The following is a 23,319-nucleotide window of genomic DNA, read 5'->3' as shown; positions in this document are numbered from 1 at the left end:
TCTGAAAATTCATACAACACGCATATTTAAAGGAGGAGCAAGCATGGCTGAAAATGAGCAAAAGCAAGGTTTGTACGATGCAAGAAACGAACATGATGCTTGCGGCATAGGATTTTATGCAAACATGGACAATTTACGTTCTCACGATATTGTCATCAAGTCGCTGGAAATGCTGCGCCGTCTAGATCACCGCGGGGGAATCGGTGCAGATGGAATGACTGGTGACGGAGCAGGGATTATGACTGAAATTCCATTTAAGTTTTTAAAACAACAGACAGATTTAGACTTGCCTGAAGAGGGCAGCTATGCTGTCGGTTTCTTTTTCACTAATGAACCAATTAAAGGTTCAAGACATGAAACAGTATTTAAGGCATATTTCGAAAGCGAGGGGCTTCGTGTAATCGGGTACCGTGATGTACCTGTCGATGTCACAGCAATTGCACCGCATGTTGCAGAAACAATGCCGGTGATACAACAAGTATTTATTGATTTAAACCACAGTGCTGATGCAGCAAAACGTCTGTATCTTGCACGTAAGCAAATTGAGTTTTACGGAGAAGAACAAGGGTTGGAATTATACTTCACAAGTTTATCTCCTAAGACAATTGTTTATAAAGGTTGGTTGCGTTCTGACCAAATTAAAGGATTATACAATGATTTGAACCACCCTGATTATGAATCGAAATTAGGATTGGTCCACTCTCGATTCAGTACCAACACATTCCCAAGCTGGAAACGTGCGCATCCTAACCGTTTATTAATGCATAACGGAGAAATCAATACGATTCGAGGCAATGTCAACTGGATGCGTGCACGTCAGAAACGTTTGGTTGAAACGATTTTCGATGAAAATGATCGACCGAAAGTGCATGCAGTATTAGATGTAGACGGAAGCGACTCAGCAATTGTAGATAATGCACTTGAGTTCTTATCATTAGCAATGGAGCCTGAAAAAGCTGCAATGCTGCTCGTGCCGGAACCATGGCAATACAGTAAGGCTAACCAAAGTGCTGTACGTGCTTTTTATGAATACTACAGCTATATGATGGAACCTTGGGATGGTCCGACAATGATTGCCTTTTGCAACGGCGATAAAATCGGAGCATTAACAGACCGTAACGGATTGCGTCCAGGTCGTTATACTGTAACGAAAGATAACTACATTATCTTTTCTTCAGAAGTCGGTGTTATCGATGTAGACGAAGAAGATGTTGCTTTCAAAGGCAGATTGAATCCAGGACGTTTGCTGCTTGTAGATTTTGATAAGCATGAAGTGGTGCATAACCATATGCTCAAAGCTGAAATTGCAAGTGAATTACCGTATGAGAAATGGTTGGAATCGCATAAAGTCAATTTAGATCTAAATGTTCCATTTGAAACAAAGGGCTGGGATGTTAAAACAGTCGAACGTCTTCAAAAACAATTCGGTTACACACGCGAAGAAATTTATAAATACATGGCCGAGCTGGTTTCAGGTAAAAAAGATCCTATCGGTGCGATGGGTTATGATGCGCCGCTTGCAGTTTTAAATGAACGACCAGAATCATTATTCAATTACTTCAAGCAGCTCTTTGCACAAGTTACAAACCCGCCGATCGATGCTTATCGTGAAAAAATCGTTACCAGCGAATTATCTTATCTAGGTAAAGAAGGCAACTTGTTATTGCCGGATACAGATGCTTTGAACCGTCTGCAGCTTAAACATCCAGTATTGACTGAAGCGCAATTAAAAGTAGCAGAAAACGGACCATTCAGAGCCAAACATTTATCTACGGTATACAGCGGCAGTTTAGAAGATGCACTTGAAGTGTTAAGAGAAAAAGCGGTAGAAGCAGTTAAGCAAGGTTACGATATTTTAGTGTTGGATGACAGCAGTTTAAAATCAGAGCCGGGCTATGCAATGCCGATTTTATTAGCAGTCAGCTACTTGCACCAAGCATTAATCACAGAAGATTTAAGACAGGAAACAAGTTTGGTTGCTAAAGGCGGAGAAATTCGCGAAGTACATCATGTTGCATGTCTATTAGGTTACGGTGCTAACGCTGTGGTACCTTATTTAGCACAAGAAACGATTGCGACACTTGTGGAACAAGGCGAATTGCCGGGACCAGCAGAAGTACAAGTCAAAACTTATACAGATGTATTAGCTGAAGGTGTTATCAAAGTCATGTCTAAGATGGGTATCTCAACAGTTCAAAGTTATCAAGGGGCACAAATCTTTGAAGCGGTTGGTTTATCTCATGATGTCATCGATAAATACTTTACAGGTACACAATCTAAATTATCTGGTTTAAGTATTGGAATGATCGATGAAGAAAACAAGAAACGTCAAGGACGCAAAGAAGCACACTTGGAATCAGGCAGTACTTTCCAATGGCGTCAACAAGGTCAATACCATGCTTTCAACCCAACTACCATTAGGTTGTTGCAACATGCGTGTCGTGAAAACGACTATGACATGTTTAAAGAATATTCGAAAACAGTGAACGATCATCGTACAGATCGTATCCGTCATTTAATGCAATTCAAAAAACGCACACCAATCAGTATTGATGCTGTTGAACCTATCGAAGACATCGTACATCGCTTTAACACAGGTGCGATGAGTTATGGTTCTATTTCTGCCGAAGCGCATAAAACTTTAGCAGAAGCGATGAACTTGATCGGCGGTAAAAGCAACAGCGGTGAAGGCGGAGAAAACCCTGAACGTTATATCAGAGGTTCAAAAGGAGAAGACTACACAAGTATGATTAAACAAGTCGCATCTGGTCGCTTCGGAGTAACAAGCAATTACTTGCAACACGCTACTGAAATTCAAATTAAAGTAGCACAAGGCGCTAAACCGGGGGAAGGCGGACAGCTGCCAGGTAAAAAAGTCTATCCATGGATTGCTGAGGTGCGTGGTTCAACACCGGGTATCGGATTGATTTCGCCGCCGCCTCACCACGACATTTATTCAATTGAAGATTTAGCGCAATTGATACATGACTTGAAGAATGCTAATCCAGAAGCGAATATCGCAGTAAAATTAGTATCTAAAAGCGGTGTCGGAACAATCGCAGCAGGTGTTGCAAAAGCCTTTGCCGATAAAATCGTTATCAGCGGTTATGACGGCGGTACAGGTGCTTCACCTAAAACGAGTATCCAACATGCTGGACTGCCTTGGGAAATCGGTCTAGCAGAAACGCATCAAACATTAATGATGAATGATTTACGTTCACGTATTCGTTTAGAAACGGACGGTAAATTATTAACTGGACACGATGTTGCCTATGCATGTGCATTAGGTGCAGAAGAATTTGGTTTTGCGACTGCACCGCTTGTAGTTTTAGGCTGTGTCATGATGCGTGTGTGTCACAAAGATACATGTCCTGTCGGCGTGGCGACACAAAATGAAGATTTGCGTAAACTCTTTAACGGTCGTGCACATCACGTTGTGAACTTTATGCACTTTATCGCGCAAGAATTACGTGAAGTCTTAGCTGAACTTGGTTTGCGTTCAGTCGAAGAATTAATCGGCCGAACAGATTTATTAGAAGCAAATGCTTCTATTGAAAATGATAAAGCGCGTGCACTAGATGTTGCGCCGCTGCTTCATCAAGAAGAAGGACCTAAGTTTAAACAAATCGAACAATTGCATCACTTGGAAAAAGGTTTCGACCAGACAGAACTGATACCTGACGCTAAAGCAGCAATTGAAGCAGGCACTCAATTTAAAGGGACATACAATTTGTGCAACGAACAGCGTGATGTCGGCGTTACTGCGGGCAGTTTGATTACGCGTGCACATGCAGCGGAAGGTTTACCCGAAGATACAATCTATGTTGAAACTACAGGCCATGCAGGCCAAAGCGTTGGTGCATTTACACCTTCAGGATTAACTATTCACCATACAGGTGATGCAAACGACTATGTCGGTAAAGGTTTATCCGGCGGCAAGATCATCATCAACGCGCCAAACGAAGAACGAGAAGAAAATATTATTGCTGGTAACGTGTGCTTCTACGGTGCGACAGCTGGTAAAGCATTTATCAACGGTTATGCCGGTGAACGTTTCTGTATCAGAAACAGCGGTGTGCATGCAGTCGTTGAAGGTATCGGCAACCACGGATTAGAGTACATGACCGGCGGACGTGTCATTGTATTAGGCAATGTTGGAGACAACTTTGGTCAAGGTATGAGCGGCGGTGTTGCTTATATCTTCCCAGAGGATGTAGAACACTTTAAATCTTATTACGCACTTCCAACACTTGATTTTGACACGATTTCTGAACCAGAAGAATTCGAAGTAATCAAAGACATGTTAGAAGAACATGTAAGATACACAGACAGTAAAAAAGCAAAAGCAGTCTTAGCGGACTTTGATAATGTTGCTCAAAAAGTAGTCAAAGTTATTCCGAAAGACTTTAAGTTAATGATGCATAAAATCGAAGCGCAAGAACGCAAAACGCATAATCAATCCGAAGCAATTTTGAATGCATTTTATGATGAACGTAAAGCATCCGAAGTAGAAGGACCATTCTCAGTAGTATATTAACGAAACAGAAGGAGTGTTTAGATATGGGTGAATTTAAAGGTTTTATGAAATACGACAAACAAGCACTGCCGGAACTTTGATATGCTCCCCCTATAGTTTTGTTTTTTTAGTGTCTACTATAGGGGGAGCATATCATGTTGAGTGATTGCCTTTTTAGTTTTTATTTGATAATTTCAGCTGAAAGTTGAATTATATTGACAGCAAACACAAACTGAGCCAAACAGGTTTATTTAAGCACCATTAAAGGAACAACTAATTATTCCTATCAGGAGGTAACAGAAATGAAAATAAAAGTGACAAGTATTTTTGTGGATGATCAAGATCATGCATTAAAGTTTTATACAGAAGTATTAGGATTTGAGAAGAAATCTGATGAACCTGCTGGTGAATATCGCTGGTTGACTGTTGTGTCTAAAGAAGAACCTAACGGCTCTGAACTATTGTTAGAGCCGAATGAACATGAAATTGCGAAAAATTATCAAGAAGGCTTGAAAAAAGAAGGTATTCCGTGTGCGTTATTAGACGTAGAAGATGTACAAGCTACATACCAAAACCTTAAAGAACAAGGAGTAGGTTTCACAATGGCACCGATGGAATATGGTAATGTGAAATTTGCGATATTTGATGATACTTGCGGTAATTTGATTCAAATTGTTGAACGTCATGAACAATAAAATAGCATTTGATTTATAACGATAATCTTTAATAAGGTTGTCGTTTTTTATTTGTCTGCGTATCCCCTTTAAGTATTTGAATGCTGTATGAATATGTATAAGAAAGTATTAATTTAAATGAAAGCCTTTACATAACTTGTCTAGACAAGTATAATAAATTCAAACAAGAAAAACGAGGGAGTGAGTAAGATGGCTGTTAAAGATAAAGATGTAAAAGCGATAGTAAAAGCAATCGGCGGCGCAGAAAACGTAGATACTGCAACGCATTGTGTCACACGATTACGTTTAGTATTAAAGGACGACAATAAGGTTAATAAAGATGAATTAGATGACAATCCGCTGGTTAAAGGGCAATTCAAAGCGGATCATCAGTACCAAATTGTAATTGGACCAGGTACTGTAGATGAGGTATACAAACGTTTTATGGATGATATCGGAAAAGATGAAGCTTCTAAAGATGATGTAAAAGCTGCAGCGGCGCAAAAAGGAAATCCAATCCAGCGTCTTGTGAAATTATTAGGAGATATCTTTATTCCGATTTTACCTGCCATCGTGACAGCGGGTCTTTTAATGGGGATTTATAATGTCTTAACGATGAAAGATTTATTCGGTTCTAAACCATTAGTGGAACAATTCCCGCAAATGGCTGACTTCGCAGATATTGTCAATGTCATTGCGACAACGGCATTTATCTTCTTGCCGGCATTAATTGGTTGGAGCAGTATGCGTGTGTTCGGTGGAAATCCAGTACTCGGGTTAGTATTAGGACTTGTGTTAATGCATCCGCAGTTAATCTCTCAGTATTCATTGAATGAAGGATCAAAGATTCCGGTATGGCATATTTTCGGTTTAGATATTAAACAGTTGAACTATCAAGGACAAGTTTTACCGGTATTATTAGCGTCTTACGTTTTAGCACAAATTGAAAAAACTTTAAACAAAGTCGTACATGATTCGATTAAGATGCTAGTCGTAGGACCTATCGCATTGCTTGTGACAGGGTTCCTAGCATTCTTAGTGATTGGACCTATTGCATTGTGGGTCGGTACAGGTATTACTAACGTTGTAACATTCCTATTCGAACATGCAGGTTGGTTAGGAGGCGCAATTTACGGTTTATTCTATGCGCCGCTTGTTATTACAGGTCTGCATCATATGTTCTTAGCAGTAGACTTCCAATTAATGGGTTCAAGCTTAAAAGGTACTTACTTATGGCCGATTCTTGCAATTTCAAATATCTGCCAAGGTTCAGCAGCCTTCGGTGCTTGGTATGTCTATAAACGTCGTAAAATGGCAAAAGAAGAAGGACTTGCGATGACTTCTGGTATTTCCGGCTTATTAGGTGTCACTGAACCGGCAATGTTCGGTGTGAATATTCCGTTGAAATATCCATTCGTCGCAGCTATCCTTACTTCAGGTGTATTAGGGGCATTTATCGGTGCCGGCAAAGTCTTAGGTAACGTTGGTGTCGGCGGTGTGCCCGCAATCATTTCGATTCAAAAAGAATATTGGATTATCTACGGTATTTGTACAGTAATTGCAGTTATCGTGCCGGCAATTTTAACAGTAGTTTTCTCTAAGTTTGCGAAAAACAAAGCAAAAGAAATGGTAGACTAAATTTAAGCATAGCAACGCAAGCTAACCATGAAAGTGATGAAAAGTATAAAACAGAACATCGTGCAGAGGGTGTTCTGTTTTTTTAATAATAGAAAGGTAAAGGTGGTCATTTTATGAAGAAACAAGATATAAGGAAATCAGTGGTCTATCAAATTTATCCTAAATCATTTAACGACACGACAGGTAATGGTGCAGGGGATTTAAATGGGATTATTGAAAAAATGGATTACCTTGAATATTTAGGTGTTGATTATCTATGGCTCACACCGGTTTATCGTTCTCCAATGAATGATAATGGTTATGATATCAGTGATTACTATAATGTAAATGAAGCATTCGGCACAAAAGAAGATTTAAAACGCTTATTAGATACAGCACATGATCACAATTTGAAAGTAATGATGGATATTGTGATTAACCATACTTCTACAGAACATGAATGGTTTAAAGAAGCAATCTCCTCAAAAGACAATCCTTATAGAGATTATTACTTCTTCCGTAAGTCCGCAAAAGAAGGCGTGCCGCCGACAAACTGGGAATCAAAATTCGGAGGCAATGCATGGAAATATGATGAAGCGACGGATGAATACTACTTGCATCTGTTTGACGTTACTCAAGCGGATTTAAACTGGGAAAATCCTAAAGTACGAGAAGCCCTTTATGACATGATCAATTACTGGATAGACTTCGGAGTAGATGGGTTCCGTTTTGATGTTATCAATTTGATTTCAAAAGGTGAATTTAAAGATTCGGATAAAATCGGTAAAGAGTTTTATACAGACGGCCCGCGTGTGCATGAATTTATTCATGAAATGAACCGCAATACATTCGGAGGCAAAGACTTGATGACGGTCGGAGAAATGTCTTCCACAACGATTGATAATTGTATTAAATATACAAATCCGAAACGCGAAGAGTTGAGCAGTGTTTTCAACTTCCATCATTTAAAGGTTGATTATGAAGATGGAGAAAAATGGACATTAGCAGATTTCGATTTTATCGCATTGAAACGTATTTTAATGGAATGGCAGCTCGGTATCTATGAAGGCAATGGCTGGAATGCGATTTTCTGGTGCAACCATGACCAACCGCGTGTTGTTTCTCGTTTTGGAGATGATTCAACGGAAGAATTGCGTCAAAAGAGTGCGAAAATGTTAGTAGTAGCATTACACATGCTTCAAGGGACTCCATATATTTATCAAGGTGAAGAAATCGGAATGACAAACCCGCACTTTACACACATTGATCAATATCGTGATGTAGAATCATTGAATGCCTATCAGAATTTAAAAGACAAAGGATATGATGAAGCGAAAATCATGCAGATTTTAGCACAGAAATCTCGTGATAATTCACGTACGCCGATGCAATGGACAGCAGGTGAAAATGCTGGATTTACAAGTGGTACACCATGGATAGATATTCCAGAGAATTATCGCCATATCAATGTTGAAGATGATATAGAAAATGAACATTCTATCTTACAAACCTATCGCGAATTAATTCGCTTGCGTCATGAACATGATATTATTACTTATGGAGCGATTACACCTATGTATATGGAAGATCCGAACTTGATGATTTATCAACGTTCGTATCAAGGTGAAACTTGGTTAGTGATTGCGAACTTTAGTAAAGATGCAGTCACATTGCCTAAAGACCTGTATACTGAAGGTAAAGTGATAATAGAACGCGGTTCAATCACAAATGGCGAGATTGAAGGCTATGGTGCTATTGTGATTGCGAATAACGATTAAAGAATAGAGTGAGAGTTATGATTACGAAACCTAAGAAATTCACAAAGATTTATGATGAATTAAAAGCACAAATCGTAAATATGCAATTGAGTTATGGCGATCAATTACCTTCTGAGCATGAATTAGTGGAGAAGTACCATGCTTCACGTGAAACGGTACGACGTGCATTAAATTTACTTGTAAGCGAAGGTATGATTCAGAAGATACGCGGCAAAGGTTCGATTGTGATTTATCAAGGTGTCAAAGAGTTTCCGTTTTCTAAATTAACCAGCTTCAAAGAAGTACAAGAGAATTTAGGAATAGTACTTGAAACAGAAGTGAAGCTGCTGGAAACTTTAAAAGCGCATGAAGTACCTGATGTGCAGCAAGCATTAGATTTAAAAAGTCATGAAACACTATGGCATCTTGTGCGCTATCGTAAAATGGATGGACGTGTCAAAATTATTGATGAAGACTATCTGTCAGCTGCCATTGTACCGGGTCTAAATGAAAGCATTGCACTCGATTCGCTATACGATTATATTGAACGCCAACTTGGACTTGAAATCAGCTACTCTAGCAAAGCTATAACTTTTGAAGCATTTGGAGACTCGGAATATGAAGCATTTGGAGATGTTAATCCACCTTATACAGCCACTGTAAGAGGTGTTGTACATTTGAAAGACACCACAAAATTTCAATACAATATCGCAAAACACATTGCGACAGAGTTTAGATTTGTGGATTTCTCAAGAAGATAAATCTCAATAAAATCGTGTAAAATGCATGGCGCCGTTCTGTTTGAAACTCAATATTTACTGTGTATTTACAGATTTAGGAAGCGAGAAAGCCCACGATTTCAATCGTGGGATGAAAGCGATGATATAGATTTAAAACCTCGTTTATTTAAGGGGTGAAAATACGAATATATGGTATAATAGCATCATGGAAAATAATTATAGAAGAACAAAAACAACTGTAAGTCTAATCCAGTATCATTTTGTATTTTGCCCAAGATATAGAAGGAAAATATTTCTGAATGCAAGATTAGATCATAGATTTAAAGCGCTGATAAACGAAATAGCGAGCAAGCATGATTTTAAAATATTGGCGGTAGAAACGGATAAAGATCATTGCCATTTATTTTTAAATGCGCTTCCAACTTATAGTCCGTCAGATATTATGGCAAAAATCAAAGGAGGAACTGGAAGAATATTAAGAGAGGAGTTTAAAGAGCTTAACGCAATGCCTAATCTATGGACGAGAAGTTATTTTGTATCAACGGCAGGAAATGTTTCTAGCGAAACAATCAAGCAGTATGTAGAAAACCAAAGAAAAAGGTGACAACTTTGAGCCAAGCAATGACAGTTAAAATCAAATTAGAACCTAACAAAAAACAACTAGAATTAATCCAACAATCATCACGCTTATATATTGACACCGTTAATACACTCGTTGCTGAAATGGTTGAAGTACAGACACAATCAAAGAAAACCACCAAGCATATTCATGTACCTTTAAACAGCAGTGTCAAGAATCAAGCAATCAGAGATGCTAAGTCAGTTTTTAAACGAGCTAAGAAAACACAATATCAAAAGATACCTGTTTTAAAAAGACCTATTATTGTATGGAATAACCAAAACTATACCATCAATCATACAAGTATAAGCGTTCCATTTATTGTAAAGGGCAAGTCTAAAAGAATTGAAATTAAAGCTCATATTTCGGACTACGAAAGAAATGTAATTGAAAAAGCCGGTAAATTAGGAACGTTGCGTATCACCCGAAAAGGAACAGACTATGTCGCACAAATTGCAGTTGAAACACCTGTTAAACAACCCGCAGGCATTAAGACTATGGGTGTTGATTTAGGTGTTAAAATACCTGCGGTATGCTGTACAGATGACCATAAAGTAAAGTGTGTCGGCAACGGCAGGGAAAATAAATATATAAGACGCAAACACAATACCAGACGCAAGAAATTAGGCAAAGCCAAAAAACTGAATGCTATAAAAAAATCACGAAATAAAGAACAACGCTGGATGAATGACAAAGACCATAAAGCCAGCAGAGAAATTGTAGATTTTGCTATTCAACATAATGTAGGAATCATCAAATTAGAAAAATTGGCCAACATCAGAAAACAGACCAGCAAAAGTCGAAAAAACAATCATTCATTAAGTAATTGGTCATTCTATAGATTAACAAAATACATTGAGTACAAGGCAAACTTAGCAGGTATTAAAGTTGAATATGTTGATCCTAAATATACAAGCCAGCAATGTCCGAAGTGCGGCCATAAAAATAAAGCAAAAGACAGAGAATACAAATGCTGCAACTGCGGCTATAAAAGTCATAGAGATATTGTAGGTGCTGAAAACATCATTCATGCACCTGTACTTGATGGTAACAGTCAAGTAGCCTAGTTAACTATATGTTCTGAACTAGGATGGGGTATTGGCATACCCTTAGCTTTAGGCAAGTACAAACTAGAAATAGATGCGTACGGTTTTGCACTAAAGAATCCCACCGCTTTAGCTGTGGGAGTGCCAAAAATTATTAATGCTTGCATTACGACCTTAAAATATAGTATGATATAACTTACCGTGCTAGGTGGGGAGGTAGCGGTTCCCTATTCTCGAAATCCGCTTATGCGAGACTGAATACTTTGCCTAGGGTGTGTACTTGTGAAGTCTGCCCAAAGCACGAGGTGTTTGAAGATTTCGGTCCTATGCAATATGAACCCATGAATCATGTCAGGTCCTGACGGAAGCAGCATTAAGTGGATTCTCATATGTGCCGTAGGGTAGCCGAAATTTAGCTGTCGACTTTGGTAACGTTCATGATACACATTCGAAGCAAAGTTGCGCGGTATTTTTATTTCTAAATAGATGATAAAAAATGCTTTCTTATTTTATGAGACGAATCAATCGTTAAAATAAGAAAGCATTTTTTGCGTTTGAAAATAATAAATAACTGGACCCATGCTGTCTTCTCTGAAATCTATAATATGTTTTGAAAGATTTATTATACGAGGAGGAAAAGTATGAAAAAACTAATGGCGTTTTGTTTAGGACTTATTATTTTGTTGGCAGCATGCGGGAATAAGGTAGATGGCACATATAGTAATAGTGACATTAGAGTTACAGCAAACAGTGAATCAGGCAATGCGACAATGATTATTAAAGCGATGCAATCTGAAGGGTTCTTTGGTGTAGGAGAAAATGACGGAGAATTTAATGGAACTGTTGATAAAGACAATGGAACTATGAACTTTGATATTCAAAATAGAACGATGAAATTGAAGTACAAAGTCAAAGGGGATAAATTAATCATTGAAGATCCTAGTGGCGATACGAAAGACAAATTAGAGTTAACAAAAGAATAGCTGTTGTCTATTATTGAATAGATGAGAAAGCAATATAAAAAGAAACAGGCTGAAAATACACATGATTGTGTGCATTTATCCTGTTTCTTTTAGTTTCTAGCTATTAGATTTCGCAGCATCTACTAAGTATTTTGCGAACTCAGTGATTTGTTTTTGTTTCTCAGAATCTTCCATATAAAGTACACCATATTCAATCATTTGGTTAAAAGGTGCACCTATCGGAACGGTTGTAATCATATTGCGTTGATAGAAGGGAGTACTTTCTACCATTAAATCGGATAAGATACTCATGCCAAGCCCTTCAGCGACAGAGTTGAAGAGTACACCGACATTATTAGTAGAGAACAGCAAGTTGATAGCGTTGTTCTTTTCTTCGAACTTTTTGATGTTCTGTTTATAGAAATTACGATCATATAGAATGAAGGGGAATCCTTTAATATCGCTGAGCGACAGTTTGCTGAGATAGGCAAGTTTAGAGTCTTTAGGCACAATGGCAGTAAAGCCGCTTGAGAATAAAGGGGCGTAATGTGCCCCTGTAACTTCTAAGTCGCCTTCTTGAAGCACGGTATATAAACCGATGTCTACTTCACCATTTACAACAGATTGGCGGACTTCATGATTTTCAGCTTCTGTAATCTGTACATCAATATTAGGATTGTCTCTTTTGAAAGCGGCTAATACACTTGGGACAATTGTCATAAATAGACTAGGTACGGTCGCAATTGAAAGCGAACCATCCATATTCGAATTGAGTGTATCGATTTTTTCATATAAATTTTCCTCTTGTTCCAACATATCTAATATAAGGGGATAGATGTTTTTCCCAAGCGGTGTCAGTGTCGTACCGCTCTTTTGTCTTTGGAAGAGTTTGATTCCGAGTGAAGTTTCTAGGTTGGATATCGACTGGCTTAAAGCGGACTGTGTAATGTGAAGCAAAGTTGCGGCTTTAGTAATAGAGCCTGTTTCTGCAATAGCTTTCACATGGTGCAATTGTGCGAAGTTCATGGTAATGCTCCTTATAGATTAGTAATACTTATGTATTCATTAACATTATCCATTATACATTAGTAATCTTTATGTTTATAATAGCATTATTGAAATTTTAGTAACAAATCATAGAGGGAGTGTGCATAAAATGTATCGCAATTTATGGACAAAAGATTTTATGTTCATTACAATCATCAACTTTTTAATGTATATCATTCATTATGCATTAATCGTAACAGTTACAGCGTTTACGATAGATACCTTCCACGCAGGCGAAGGTATGGGCGGATTAGCCGCAGGTATCTTTATTATCGGGATGTTATAAGGCATTGGTTATTATGCACTAAGTACGACAGTTGCTTCGGCAGTAGGGCCTTTCTTAGGTATTATTATCAACCAAAACTTCAGTTTCGAAAGCAACTTTATCGTTTGTTTAGTCTGCATTGTATTAGCCGGTGTACTCGCACTCTTCATTACCAATATCAAACAGCCTAAGGTTGACGAAGAAAATGAAGAAATTGAACCAGACAAAGGCTTAAGTCAATTCTTGCAGAAGGAAGCAATGCCGATTTCTATCGTAGTAGTCTTTGTAGGTATTGCCTACTCCAGTGTGCTCGCGTTTATTGATTCATATGCCAGTCATATTGGTCTAGCCGCAGCAGCCAGCTTCTTCTTTGTTGTCTATGCGGCAAGTATGTTTATTGTCCGTCCGATCACAGGTAAAATATTCGATAATTATGGGGCGAATAAAGTGGTTTATCCGGTACTTGTGTTATTCGTAATCGGATTAGCTTTATTAAGTATTACGCATAGCAGTTGGATGCTGCTGTTCTCAGCAATCTTTATTGGTATCGGTTATGGTACAATCTTGCCATCCTTCCAAACAATTGCAATTCAAGCTTCTCCAACTAAGAAGATAGGACTTGCAACATCTACCTTCTACATTTTTGCAGATTTAGGGGCAGGCGCAGGTCCGACATTGCTGGGCTTATTAATCGGCGGTGTAGGCTATCGTAATTTATATTTACTCATGGCAGCATTGCTTGTCTTTGTTATTGTACTGTATTACTTCTTGCATGGACGCAAGCACATTACAATGGAATACTAATGAAAATACGATGTGTCTCTTCATTGATAGACACATCGTATTTTTTAATGGTGGAGCTGTATTTAAAACAATCAAATAGGGTTGCGATGTTCAAATTATTGTTCATCGCAACCCTATCTTCATTTAACCTTCTGATTCAGTTGTAAGCTGAAGTATATGAATAACGCCCCGCATACAAACCCGGGGATAATCATCCAGATATTTTGTACTTTTGAAAAACTCACAATACAGAGGACGATAAATATAATACCGATTAATAGATATACTTTGTTTTTAATCATCTGAAACATCCTCTCTTTAGCTTTTATTATTGGAAGCGTGAAATCATTTCACATGGATTACTCATTATCTTACCATAGTATTTACAATAATTTTACAAAATTTACATACACTTTCAATAAATTGTACTTAAGTCGTAGATAAAAGGGGAGCATTCATTACAGAGGGGTATTAATAAGACAAAGTGAAGAATTACGTTATAATAAACCTATCACTTTGACGAAAAACGGAGGGGAACGTATGCAGATATTTCTAGGTACAGTAACAGAGAACGATTATCCAGTCATTGCACACTTGAAAGATAAGAAAGATAGTGAGGGACTCTTCGAAGGGGAATATTATGAAGATAACTTGCGTGAATTACGTCAATTGCCAAACTATAATCATGATTTTGAGATGATTGCACGTACAGATGATAATGAAATCGTCGGTCATATTTTGTTAATGCAAGAATTGATTCGAAATGAAGAGGATATCCAACGTCCTTTAATGATTAAGTCACTGTCAGTAAAAGAAGATTATCGTGAATATGGAATCGGCAAAGCATTAGTCGAAGCTGCAGAGAGCCGAGCGAAAGAAGCGGGTTATAATGAAATTATTGTAGAAGGAGAGCCTGATTATTTCAGATCGCTTGGGTTTGTACCATTAACAGATTTTAGTGTAGAGGTGCCTGAAGGGGAAGCTATCGACCAGTATAGTGTTTACTTATTATGGGATACATTAGATGCAAATCCGCAAGGACAATTGATTTTTGAAAATGAAGTGTAGTTTCTATCGTCGCGTTCTGTCCTTTACGCGTGCTATAATAATGTTGATTTGTATCCGGAGGTGCGAAAGTGAATTATCAAGCTTTATATAGAATGTATCGGCCGCAAAGCTTTGAAGATGTGGTCGGACAAGAGCATGTAACGAAAACACTCCGCAACGCAATCGCTAAAGGCAAGCAATCGCATGCGTATATTTTCAGCGGACCCAGAGGTACGGGTAAGACAAGTATTGCGAAAGTATTTGCGAAAGCGATCAACTGTCCTAACAGTGTTGACGGAGAACCCTGCAATGAATGTGAAATATGCAAGAGTATCACACAAGGTTCCAACTCGGATGTGATTGAAATTGACGCCGCAAGTAATAATGGTGTCGATGAAATCAGAAACATTCGTGATAAAGTTAAATACGCACCATCACAATCTAAGTATAAGGTCTACATTATAGATGAGGTGCATATGCTGACGACAGGTGCATTTAACGCACTGTTGAAAACATTAGAAGAACCGCCGGCACATGCTATCTTTATCCTGGCGACGACTGAACCGCATAAAATCCCGCCGACTATTATTTCACGTGCGCAACGTTTTGATTTTAAAGCAATAGGTTTAGAACAGATTACAGATCGTTTGCGCTATGTGGCACAGTCTCAAAATATAGCGTTCGACGAAGAGACCATTACCTTTATTGCGAAGGCTTCTGAAGGCGGTATGCGTGACGCGTTAAGTATTATGGACCAAGCCATTGCATTCGGTGATGAACATTTAACGTTGCAAGATGCTTTGAATGTGACAGGCAGCGTAGATGAAGCTTCATTAAATGAATTGATGAATGATGTCGCAAACGGCGAAGTGAAAGATGCATTCGTGCGTTACCATCAATTTATTAAAGACGGCAAAGAAGTGAATCGTTTAATCAACGATTTGATTTACTTTGTACGTGATACGATTATGAATAAAACAGCACAACAAGATGCAGAATATGATGCATTGATGCGTTTTGATTTAGATACACTGTATAAAATGATAGACCTCATCAATGACACATTAGTCTCTGTACGCTTTAGTGTGAATCAAAATGTACACTTTGAAGTCCTGCTGGTTAAAATGGCAGAACTCATTAAATCCGGCGGAGAAGCGCCAGCTGTATCAGAAGCACCCGCAGCTGCACAACCTGCAGCCCCAGCAACAAATGATGTAAACAGTGCATTGCTTCAACGGTTAGAACACTTAGAACAAGAATTGCATGCGTTGAAACAGCAAGGCGGTACACAAGTCAATACGCCGCCTAAACAACAATCTTCTTCAAGAGGACGCCGCAAGAGCAAGAACAGTTTCTCTATGACTCAAATTGCAAAAGTCTTAGATAATGCGAATAAAGAAGATATTCAATTGTTGAAAGAGCATTGGCAAGAAGTAATTGATCATGCGAAGAATAACAATCAAAAAGCATTGGTCAGTCTATTGCAAAATTCAATTCCTGTTGCGGCAAGCGAAAAGAGTGTGCTTGTACAATTTGAAGCAGAGATACACTGCGAGATTGTTAATGAGGACGATGAAAAACGTAAAAATTTAGAAGAAGTCGTACGCAGTATTATCAATAAAGATGTTAAAGTCGTAGGAGTGCCTGCAGATCAATGGCTGCAAGTACGTTCTGAATATATTAAAAACCGAAAGCGCGGCAACACATCGAATGGCGGCAATGCTGAGGCAGAACAAGCTGCACCGAAAAATGATGATATTGTGCAAAAAGCTAAGGATATGTTTGGTGAAGATACTGTACATGTCATGGATGAAGAATAAAGAGAGATGCCTTATACTAAGGCACCATCATTGTCGAAAGACGTGACGGCTTTGTGTTATAATTTGCATATCAATAGAAGAGATATAAGAGTATGTCATGTGTTTCTACTATATAAATGCAGAAAATCACAACGCAGCAAGTTGGATGATGTGATGCTCTTGATATCTTTACCATATGTTGAATAACAAACAAGAATCTAAGGAGGAAATGTATTATGCGCGGTGGCGGAAATATGCAACAAATGATGAAACAAATGCAGAAAATGCAAAAGAAAATGGCTGAAGAGCAAGAAAAATTAAAAGATGAACGAGTAAAAGGTACTGCAGGCGGCGGTATGGTTACAGTTACAGTAACTGGTCATAAAGAAGTCGTAGATGTAGAGATTAATGAAGAAGCGGTCGACCCAGATGATGTTGAAATGCTTCAAGATTTAGTGTTAGCAGCAACAAACGAAGCGATGAACAAAGCAGATGAACTCACATCAGAACGTTTAGGCAAACACACTAAAGGCTTGAACATTCCTGGAATGTGATAAAACATGCATTATCCAGAACCGATTTCTAAACTGATTGATAGTTTCATGAAATTGCCAGGCATTGGGCCCAAGACGGCGCAACGTCTGGCATTTCATGTATTAGATATGAAAGAAGACGATGTCGTTCAATTTGCGAAGTCATTAGTTGATGTGAAACGCGAACTGACTTATTGCAGTGTTTGCGGTCATATTACTGAAGAAGATCCTTGTTATATCTGCCAAGACAAACAGAGAGACCGTTCTGTTATTTGTGTGGTTGAAGATGATAAGGATGTTATCGCAATGGAAAAAATGAAAGAATACAAAGGTCTTTATCATGTATTGCATGGTGCGATTTCTCCAATGGATGGTATAGGACCTGAAGATATAAATATTCCTTCATTAATAGAACGATTAAAAGATGACGAAGTTAAAGAATTGATTCTTGCAATGAATCCTAACCTTGAAGGTGAATCTACAGCTATGTATATTTCACGACTTGTGAAGCCGATTGGTATTAAGGTTACACGATTAGCACAAGGTTTATCAGTGGGCGGAGATCTAGAATATGCCGATGAGGTGACTTTATCGCGTGCGATTGCAGGAAGAACAGAAATGTAAAATAAGTGCAGAGGAGTAATAATACTAGTGCCTTAACCTAGTATTATGCCCTACTGCACTTTTTTAAAACTTTTTTAGGAAAAAATAAAGTTTGTGTTTGAGGTAATTGTTAAGGAATTGTGAAGTGGTTGAAAAGAGAATGCTTTCTAAAACACGAACGTTAATAAACAACGAGTTATAAAAGTACGGGAAAAGGCATAAGGACAAGGGTTTCGAGGCGTAAATTTCAATTTTGGGGGGTTGCAATTCATCTAGAATGATAGTATAGTTAATATCTGTTGAGCGAACGAAACAAATTCTTCAACAAAGATTTACAAAATTAACTTTAAAAAACTTTTAAAAAAAGTGTTGACTTTAGTTTTGAAAGAGCGTATAATTATTTCTTGTGAGTCGCAAAAAACGACTTAAAGAAAACGAAATGAACATTGAAAACTGAATGACAATATGTCAACGTTAATTCCAAAATTAACAAACGTTTTAAACGTTTTATAACAAATAGTTTTTATGAGCTAGTCAAACATCATAAATTTTTATGGAGAGTTTGATCCTGGCTCAGGATGAACGCTGGCGGCGTGCCTAATACATGCAAGTCGAGCGAACAGACGAGGAGCTTGCTCCTCTGACGTTAGCGGCGGACGGGTGAGTAACACGTGGGTAACCTACCTATAAGACTGGAATAACTCCGGGAAACCGGGGCTAATGCCGGATAATACATGAAACCGCATGGTTTCATGATGAAAGACGGTCTTGCTGTCACTTATAGATGGACCCGCGGCGTATTAGCTAGTTGGTAAGGTAACGGCTTACCAAGGCAACGATACGTAGCCGACCTGAGAGGGTGATCGGCCACACTGGAACTGAGACACGGTCCAGACTCCTACGGGAGGCAGCAGTAGGGAATCTTCCGCAATGGGCGAAAGCCTGACGGAGCAACGCCGCGTGAGTGATGAAGGTCTTCGGATCGTAAAACTCTGTTATTAGGGAAGAACAAGGATGTAAGTAACTGTGCATCCCTTGACGGTACCTAATCAGAAAGCCACGGCTAACTACGTGCCAGCAGCCGCGGTAATACGTAGGTGGCAAGCGTTATCCGGAATTATTGGGCGTAAAGCGCGCGTAGGCGGTTTCTTAAGTCTGATGTGAAAGCCCACGGCTCAACCGTGGAGGGTCATTGGAAACTGGGAAACTTGAGTGCAGAAGAGGAAAGTGGAATTCCATGTGTAGCGGTGAAATGCGCAGAGATATGGAGGAACACCAGTGGCGAAGGCGACTTTCTGGTCTGCAACTGACGCTGATGTGCGAAAGCGTGGGGATCAAACAGGATTAGATACCCTGGTAGTCCACGCCGTAAACGATGAGTGCTAAGTGTTAGGGGGTTTCCGCCCCTTAGTGCTGCAGCTAACGCATTAAGCACTCCGCCTGGGGAGTACGGCCGCAAGGCTGAAACTCAAAGGAATTGACGGGGACCCGCACAAGCGGTGGAGCATGTGGTTTAATTCGAAGCAACGCGAAGAACCTTACCAAATCTTGACATCCTTTGACAACTCTGGAGACAGAGCCTTCCCCTTCGGGGGACAAAGTGACAGGTGGTGCATGGTTGTCGTCAGCTCGTGTCGTGAGATGTTGGGTTAAGTCCCGCAACGAGCGCAACCCTTAAGCTTAGTTGCCAGCATTAAGTTGGGCACTCTAAGTTGACTGCCGGTGACAAACCGGAGGAAGGTGGGGATGACGTCAAATCATCATGCCCCTTATGATTTGGGCTACACACGTGCTACAATGGACGGTACAAAGGGCAGCGAACCCGCGAGGTCAAGCAAATCCCATAAAGCCGTTTTCAGTTCGGATTGTAGTCTGCAACTCGACTACATGAAGCTGGAATCGCTAGTAATCGTAGATCAGCATGCTACGGTGAATACGTTCCCGGGTCTTGTACACACCGCCCGTCACACCACGAGAGTTTGTAACACCCGAAGCCGGTGGAGTAACCTTTTAGGAACTAGCCGTCGAAGGTGGGACAAATGATTGGGGTGAAGTCGTAACAAGGTAGCCGTATCGGAAGGTGCGGCTGGATCACCTCCTTTCTAAGGATATATTCGGAACAGTTTCGTTAGAAACTGAAATAGGAATAACGTGACATATTGTATTCAGTTTTGAATGTTTATTGAAAACATTCATTGATTGTACATTGAAAACTAGATAAGTAAGTAAAAAATAGATTTTACCAAGCAAAACCGAGTGAATTAGAGTTTTAAAAGCTTTATTCATTTAAATGAATCGCTAGTAATCAATTGCCGATGGCAAACGATTACTCACAATATTAATAACGTGATTAAGTTATTAAGGGCGCACGGTGGATGCCTTGGCACTAGAAGCCGAAGAAGGACGTTACTAACGACGATATGCTTTGGGTAGCTGTAAGTAAGCGTTGATCCAGAGATTTCCGAATGGGGAAACCCAGCACAAGTTATGTTGTGTTATCGACATGTGAATACATAGCATGTCAGAAGGCAGACGCGGAGAACTGAAACATCTTAGTACCCGCAGGAAGAGAAAGAAAAATCGATTCCCTGAGTAGCGGCGAGCGAAACGGGAAGAGCCCAAACCTATGAGCTTGCTCATTGGGGTTGTAGGACACTCTATACGGAGTTACAAAGGAATAAATTAGACGAATCGTACTGGAAAGTTGAACCAGAGAAGGTAAGAGTCCTGTAGTCGAAAGTTTATTCTCTCTTGAGTGGATCCTGAGTACGACGGAGCACGTGAAATTCCGTCGGAATCCGGGAGGACCATCTCCCAAGGCTAAATACTCTCTAGTGACCGATAGTGAACCAGTACCGTGAGGGAAAGGTGAAAAGTACCCCGGAAGGGGAGTGAAAAAGAACTTGAAACCGTGTGCTTACAAGTAGTCAGAGCCCGTTAATGGGTGATGGCGTGCCTTTTGTAGAATGAACCGGCGAGTTACGATCTGATGCAAGGTTAAGCAGCAAATGCGGAGCCGCAGCGAAAGCGAGTCTGAATAGGGCGTTGAGTATTTGGTCGTAGACCCGAAACCAGGTGATCTACCCTTGGTCAGGTTGAAGTTCAGGTAACACTGAATGGAGGACCGAACCGACTTACGTTGAAAAGTGAGCGGATGAACTGAGGGTAGCGGAGAAATTCCAATCGAACCTGGAGATAGCTGGTTCTCTCCGAAATAGCTTTAGGGCTAGCCTCAAGTGATGATTGTTGGAGGTAGAGCACTGTTTGGACGAGGGGCCCCTCTCGGGTTACCGAATTCAGACAAACTCCGAATGCCAATCAATTTAACTTGGGAGTCAGAACGTGGGTGATAAGGTCCATGTTCGAAAGGGAAACAGCCCAGACCACCAGCTAAGGTCCCAAAATATATGTTAAGTGGCAAAGGATGTGGTATTGCCCAGACAACTAGGATGTTGGCTTAGAAGCAGCCATCATTTAAAGAGTGCGTAATAGCTCACTAGTCGAGTGACACTGCGCCGAAAATGTACCGGGGCTAAACATATTACCGAAGCTGTGGATTGTCCGTAGGACAATGGTAGGAGAGCGTTCTAAGGGCGTCGAAGCATGATCGCAAGGACATGTGGAGCGCTTAGAAGTGAGAATGCCGGTGTGAGTAGCGAAAGATGGGTGAGAATCCCATCCACCGATTGACTAAGGTTTCCAGAGGAAGGCTCGTCCGCTCTGGGTTAGTCGGGTCCTAAGCCGAGGCCGACAGGCGTAGGCGATGGATAACAGGTTGATATTCCTGTACCACCATTTATCGTTTTAAGCGATGGGGGGACACAGTAGGATAGGCGAAGCGTGCTGTTGGAGTGCACGTCCAAGCAGTGAGACTGAATGGTAGGCAAATCCGCCATTCTCAAGGTTGAGCTGTGATGGGGAGAGGAAACATGTTTTCCTCGAGTCGTTGATTTCACACTGTCGAGAAAAGCCTCTAGCTAGATAACTGGTGCCCGTACCGCAAACCGACACAGGTAGTCAAGATGAGAATTCTAAGGTGAGCGAGAGAACTCTCGTTAAGGAACTCGGCAAAATGACCCCGTAACTTCGGGAGAAGGGGTGCTCTTTAGGGTTCACGCTCTGAAGAGCCGCAGTGAACAGGCCCAAGCGACTGTTTATCAAAAACACAGGTCTCTGCTAAACCGTAAGGTGATGTATAGGGGCTGACGCCTGCCCGGTGCTGGAAGGTTAAGAGGAGTGGTTAGCTTCTGCGAAGCTACGAATCGAAGCCCCAGTAAACGGCGGCCGTAACTATAACGGTCCTAAGGTAGCGAAATTCCTTGTCGGGTAAGTTCCGACCCGCACGAAAGGCGTAACGATTTGGGCACTGTCTCAACGAGAGACTCGGTGAAATCATAGTACCTGTGAAGATGCAGGTTACCCGCGACAGGACGGAAAGACCCCGTGGAGCTTTACTGTAGCCTGATATTGAAATTCGGCACAGCTTGTACAGGATAGGTAGGAGCCTTAGAAGCGTGAGCGCCAGCTTACGCCGAGGCGCTGGTGGGATACTACCCTAGCTGTGTTGGATTTCTAACCCGCGCCATTGATCATGGCGGGAGACAGTGTCAGGCGGGCAGTTTGACTGGGGCGGTCGCCTCCTAAAGTGTAACGGAGGCGCTCAAAGGTTCCCTCAGAATGGTTGGAAATCATTCATAGAGTGTAAAGGCATAAGGGAGCTTGACTGCGAGACCTACAAGTCGAGCAGGGTCGAAAGACGGACTTAGTGATCCGGTGGTTCCGCATGGAAGGGCCATCGCTCAACGGATAAAAGCTACCCCGGGGATAACAGGCTTATCTCCCCCAAGAGTTCACATCGACGGGGAGGTTTGGCACCTCGATGTCGGCTCATCGCATCCTGGGGCTGTAGTCGGTCCCAAGGGTTGGGCTGTTCGCCCATTAAAGCGGTACGCGAGCTGGGTTCAGAACGTCGTGAGACAGTTCGGTCCCTATCCGTCGTGGGCGTAGGAAATTTGAGAGGAGCTGTCCTTAGTACGAGAGGACCGGGATGGACATACCTCTGGTGTACCAGTTGTCGTGCCAACGGCATAGCTGGGTAGCTATGTATGGACGGGATAAGTGCTGAAAGCATCTAAGCATGAAGCCCCCCTCAAGATGAGATTTCCCAACTTCGGTTATAAGATCCCTCAAAGATGATGAGGTTAATAGGTTCGGGGTGGAAGCATAGCGATATGTGGAGCTGACGAATACTAATCGATCGAAGACTTAATCAAATTTCAAGTTTTGATTGGTCGAATTGAAATTTACTTAC

General features: G+C 40.5%; 13 protein-coding genes, 2 rRNA genes, 1 other RNA gene and 1 pseudogene. 16 read left to right on the top strand and 1 reads right to left on the bottom strand.

Annotation, left to right across the window (positions count from 1 at the left end):
- Positions 1–43 precede the first annotated feature (43 nt).
- The 9 genes from gltB to MUA90_RS12960 all read left to right on the top strand — a co-directional run bounded on the left by gltB (position 44) and on the right by MUA90_RS12960 (position 11,952).
- The gene (gene gltB / locus MUA90_RS13000; protein ID WP_262587357.1) at positions 44–4,537 is read left to right on the top strand and encodes a glutamate synthase large subunit; all 4,494 of its coding nucleotides are present in this window, start codon (positions 44–46) and stop codon (positions 4,535–4,537) included.
- Between the two features lie 281 nt (positions 4,538–4,818).
- Positions 4,819–5,211 carry a VOC family protein gene (locus tag MUA90_RS12995; protein WP_105994507.1) on the top strand — a complete coding sequence of 131 codons (393 nt, stop codon included), beginning with the start codon at positions 4,819–4,821 and terminating at the stop codon, positions 5,209–5,211.
- Between the two features lie 189 nt (positions 5,212–5,400).
- Complete coding sequence (treP, locus tag MUA90_RS12990; protein ID WP_262587356.1) at positions 5,401–6,828, top strand: PTS system trehalose-specific EIIBC component; 1,428 nt, start codon at positions 5,401–5,403, stop codon at positions 6,826–6,828.
- Between the two features lie 113 nt (positions 6,829–6,941).
- A complete protein-coding gene (gene treC, locus MUA90_RS12985) occupies positions 6,942–8,585 on the top strand; it encodes an alpha,alpha-phosphotrehalase (RefSeq protein ID WP_262587355.1) in 1,644 nt (547 codons plus the stop codon).
- Positions 8,586–8,602: 17 nt separating this feature from the next.
- Positions 8,603–9,325 (top strand): trehalose operon repressor, encoded by a 723-nt coding sequence (gene treR, locus MUA90_RS12980; RefSeq protein WP_262587353.1) that lies wholly within the window; start codon positions 8,603–8,605, stop codon positions 9,323–9,325.
- A 184-nt stretch (positions 9,326–9,509) separates the two neighbouring features.
- Positions 9,510–9,908 (top strand): IS200/IS605 family transposase, encoded by a 399-nt coding sequence (gene tnpA / locus MUA90_RS12975; protein ID WP_262587352.1) that lies wholly within the window; start codon positions 9,510–9,512, stop codon positions 9,906–9,908.
- Positions 9,909–9,913: 5 nt separating this feature from the next.
- Positions 9,914–10,990 (top strand): RNA-guided endonuclease InsQ/TnpB family protein, encoded by a 1,077-nt coding sequence (locus tag MUA90_RS12970; RefSeq protein WP_262587351.1) that lies wholly within the window; start codon positions 9,914–9,916, stop codon positions 10,988–10,990.
- Positions 10,991–11,168: 178 nt separating this feature from the next.
- Positions 11,169–11,436: signal recognition particle sRNA large type (gene ffs / locus MUA90_RS12965), an RNA gene on the top strand.
- 174 nt (positions 11,437–11,610) lie between these two features.
- Entirely contained in the window at positions 11,611–11,952 is a 342-nt protein-coding gene (locus MUA90_RS12960; RefSeq protein ID WP_105994511.1) for a hypothetical protein, read from the top strand.
- Between the two features lie 96 nt (positions 11,953–12,048).
- Here MUA90_RS12960 and MUA90_RS12955 read toward each other — a convergent pair whose 3' ends face one another.
- Entirely contained in the window at positions 12,049–12,957 is a 909-nt protein-coding gene (locus MUA90_RS12955) for a LysR family transcriptional regulator (RefSeq protein WP_262587350.1), read from the bottom strand.
- Between the two features lie 130 nt (positions 12,958–13,087).
- On the opposite strand from MUA90_RS12955, the pseudogene MUA90_RS12950 reads away from it, so the two are divergent.
- The 7 genes and pseudogenes from MUA90_RS12950 (at position 13,088) to MUA90_RS12920 (ending at position 23,281) form a co-directional block, all read left to right on the top strand.
- A pseudogene (locus MUA90_RS12950) lies at positions 13,088–14,047 on the top strand (MFS transporter).
- Between the two features lie 519 nt (positions 14,048–14,566).
- The gene (locus MUA90_RS12945; RefSeq protein WP_105994514.1) at positions 14,567–15,094 is read left to right on the top strand and encodes a GNAT family N-acetyltransferase; all 528 of its coding nucleotides are present in this window, start codon (positions 14,567–14,569) and stop codon (positions 15,092–15,094) included.
- A gap of 68 nt (positions 15,095–15,162) precedes the next feature.
- Positions 15,163–16,893, top strand: coding sequence for a DNA polymerase III subunit gamma/tau (gene dnaX, locus MUA90_RS12940; protein ID WP_262587349.1), 1,731 nt, complete (start codon positions 15,163–15,165; stop codon positions 16,891–16,893).
- Between the two features lie 215 nt (positions 16,894–17,108).
- A complete protein-coding gene (locus tag MUA90_RS12935) occupies positions 17,109–17,426 on the top strand; it encodes a YbaB/EbfC family nucleoid-associated protein (protein WP_002480398.1) in 318 nt (105 codons plus the stop codon).
- 6 nt (positions 17,427–17,432) lie between these two features.
- Complete coding sequence (gene recR, locus MUA90_RS12930; RefSeq protein WP_105994516.1) at positions 17,433–18,029, top strand: recombination mediator RecR; 597 nt, start codon at positions 17,433–17,435, stop codon at positions 18,027–18,029.
- 529 nt (positions 18,030–18,558) lie between these two features.
- Positions 18,559–20,110: ribosomal RNA gene (locus MUA90_RS12925) — 16S ribosomal RNA — on the top strand.
- Positions 20,111–20,356: 246 nt separating this feature from the next.
- A 23S ribosomal RNA gene (locus tag MUA90_RS12920) occupies positions 20,357–23,281 on the top strand.
- Together the 16S and 23S rRNA genes form the textbook arrangement of a ribosomal RNA operon.
- Positions 23,282–23,319: the final 38 nt, after the last annotated feature.

It is taken from the genome of Staphylococcus sp. IVB6181 (genome assembly GCF_025561445.1).
Taxonomy (GTDB): Bacteria; Bacillota; Bacilli; order Staphylococcales; family Staphylococcaceae; genus Staphylococcus; species Staphylococcus simulans_B.
Note: the sequence above shows the minus strand (reverse complement) of the source record. Positions and strands in the feature narration are given on the sequence as shown.

Coding starts and splice junctions, on each gene's coding strand:
- gltB (WP_262587357.1), top strand. CDS start 44: ATGGCTGAAAATGAGCAAAAGCAAGGTTTGTACGATGCAAGAAACGAA.
- MUA90_RS12995 (WP_105994507.1), top strand. CDS start 4,819: ATGAAAATAAAAGTGACAAGTATTTTTGTGGATGATCAAGATCATGCA.
- treP (WP_262587356.1), top strand. CDS start 5,401: ATGGCTGTTAAAGATAAAGATGTAAAAGCGATAGTAAAAGCAATCGGC.
- treC (WP_262587355.1), top strand. CDS start 6,942: ATGAAGAAACAAGATATAAGGAAATCAGTGGTCTATCAAATTTATCCT.
- treR (WP_262587353.1), top strand. CDS start 8,603: ATGATTACGAAACCTAAGAAATTCACAAAGATTTATGATGAATTAAAA.
- tnpA (WP_262587352.1), top strand. CDS start 9,510: ATGGAAAATAATTATAGAAGAACAAAAACAACTGTAAGTCTAATCCAG.
- MUA90_RS12960 (WP_105994511.1), top strand. CDS start 11,611: ATGAAAAAACTAATGGCGTTTTGTTTAGGACTTATTATTTTGTTGGCA.
- MUA90_RS12955 (WP_262587350.1), bottom strand. CDS start 12,957: ATGAACTTCGCACAATTGCACCATGTGAAAGCTATTGCAGAAACAGGC.
- MUA90_RS12945 (WP_105994514.1), top strand. CDS start 14,567: ATGCAGATATTTCTAGGTACAGTAACAGAGAACGATTATCCAGTCATT.
- MUA90_RS12935 (WP_002480398.1), top strand. CDS start 17,109: ATGCGCGGTGGCGGAAATATGCAACAAATGATGAAACAAATGCAGAAA.
- recR (WP_105994516.1), top strand. CDS start 17,433: ATGCATTATCCAGAACCGATTTCTAAACTGATTGATAGTTTCATGAAA.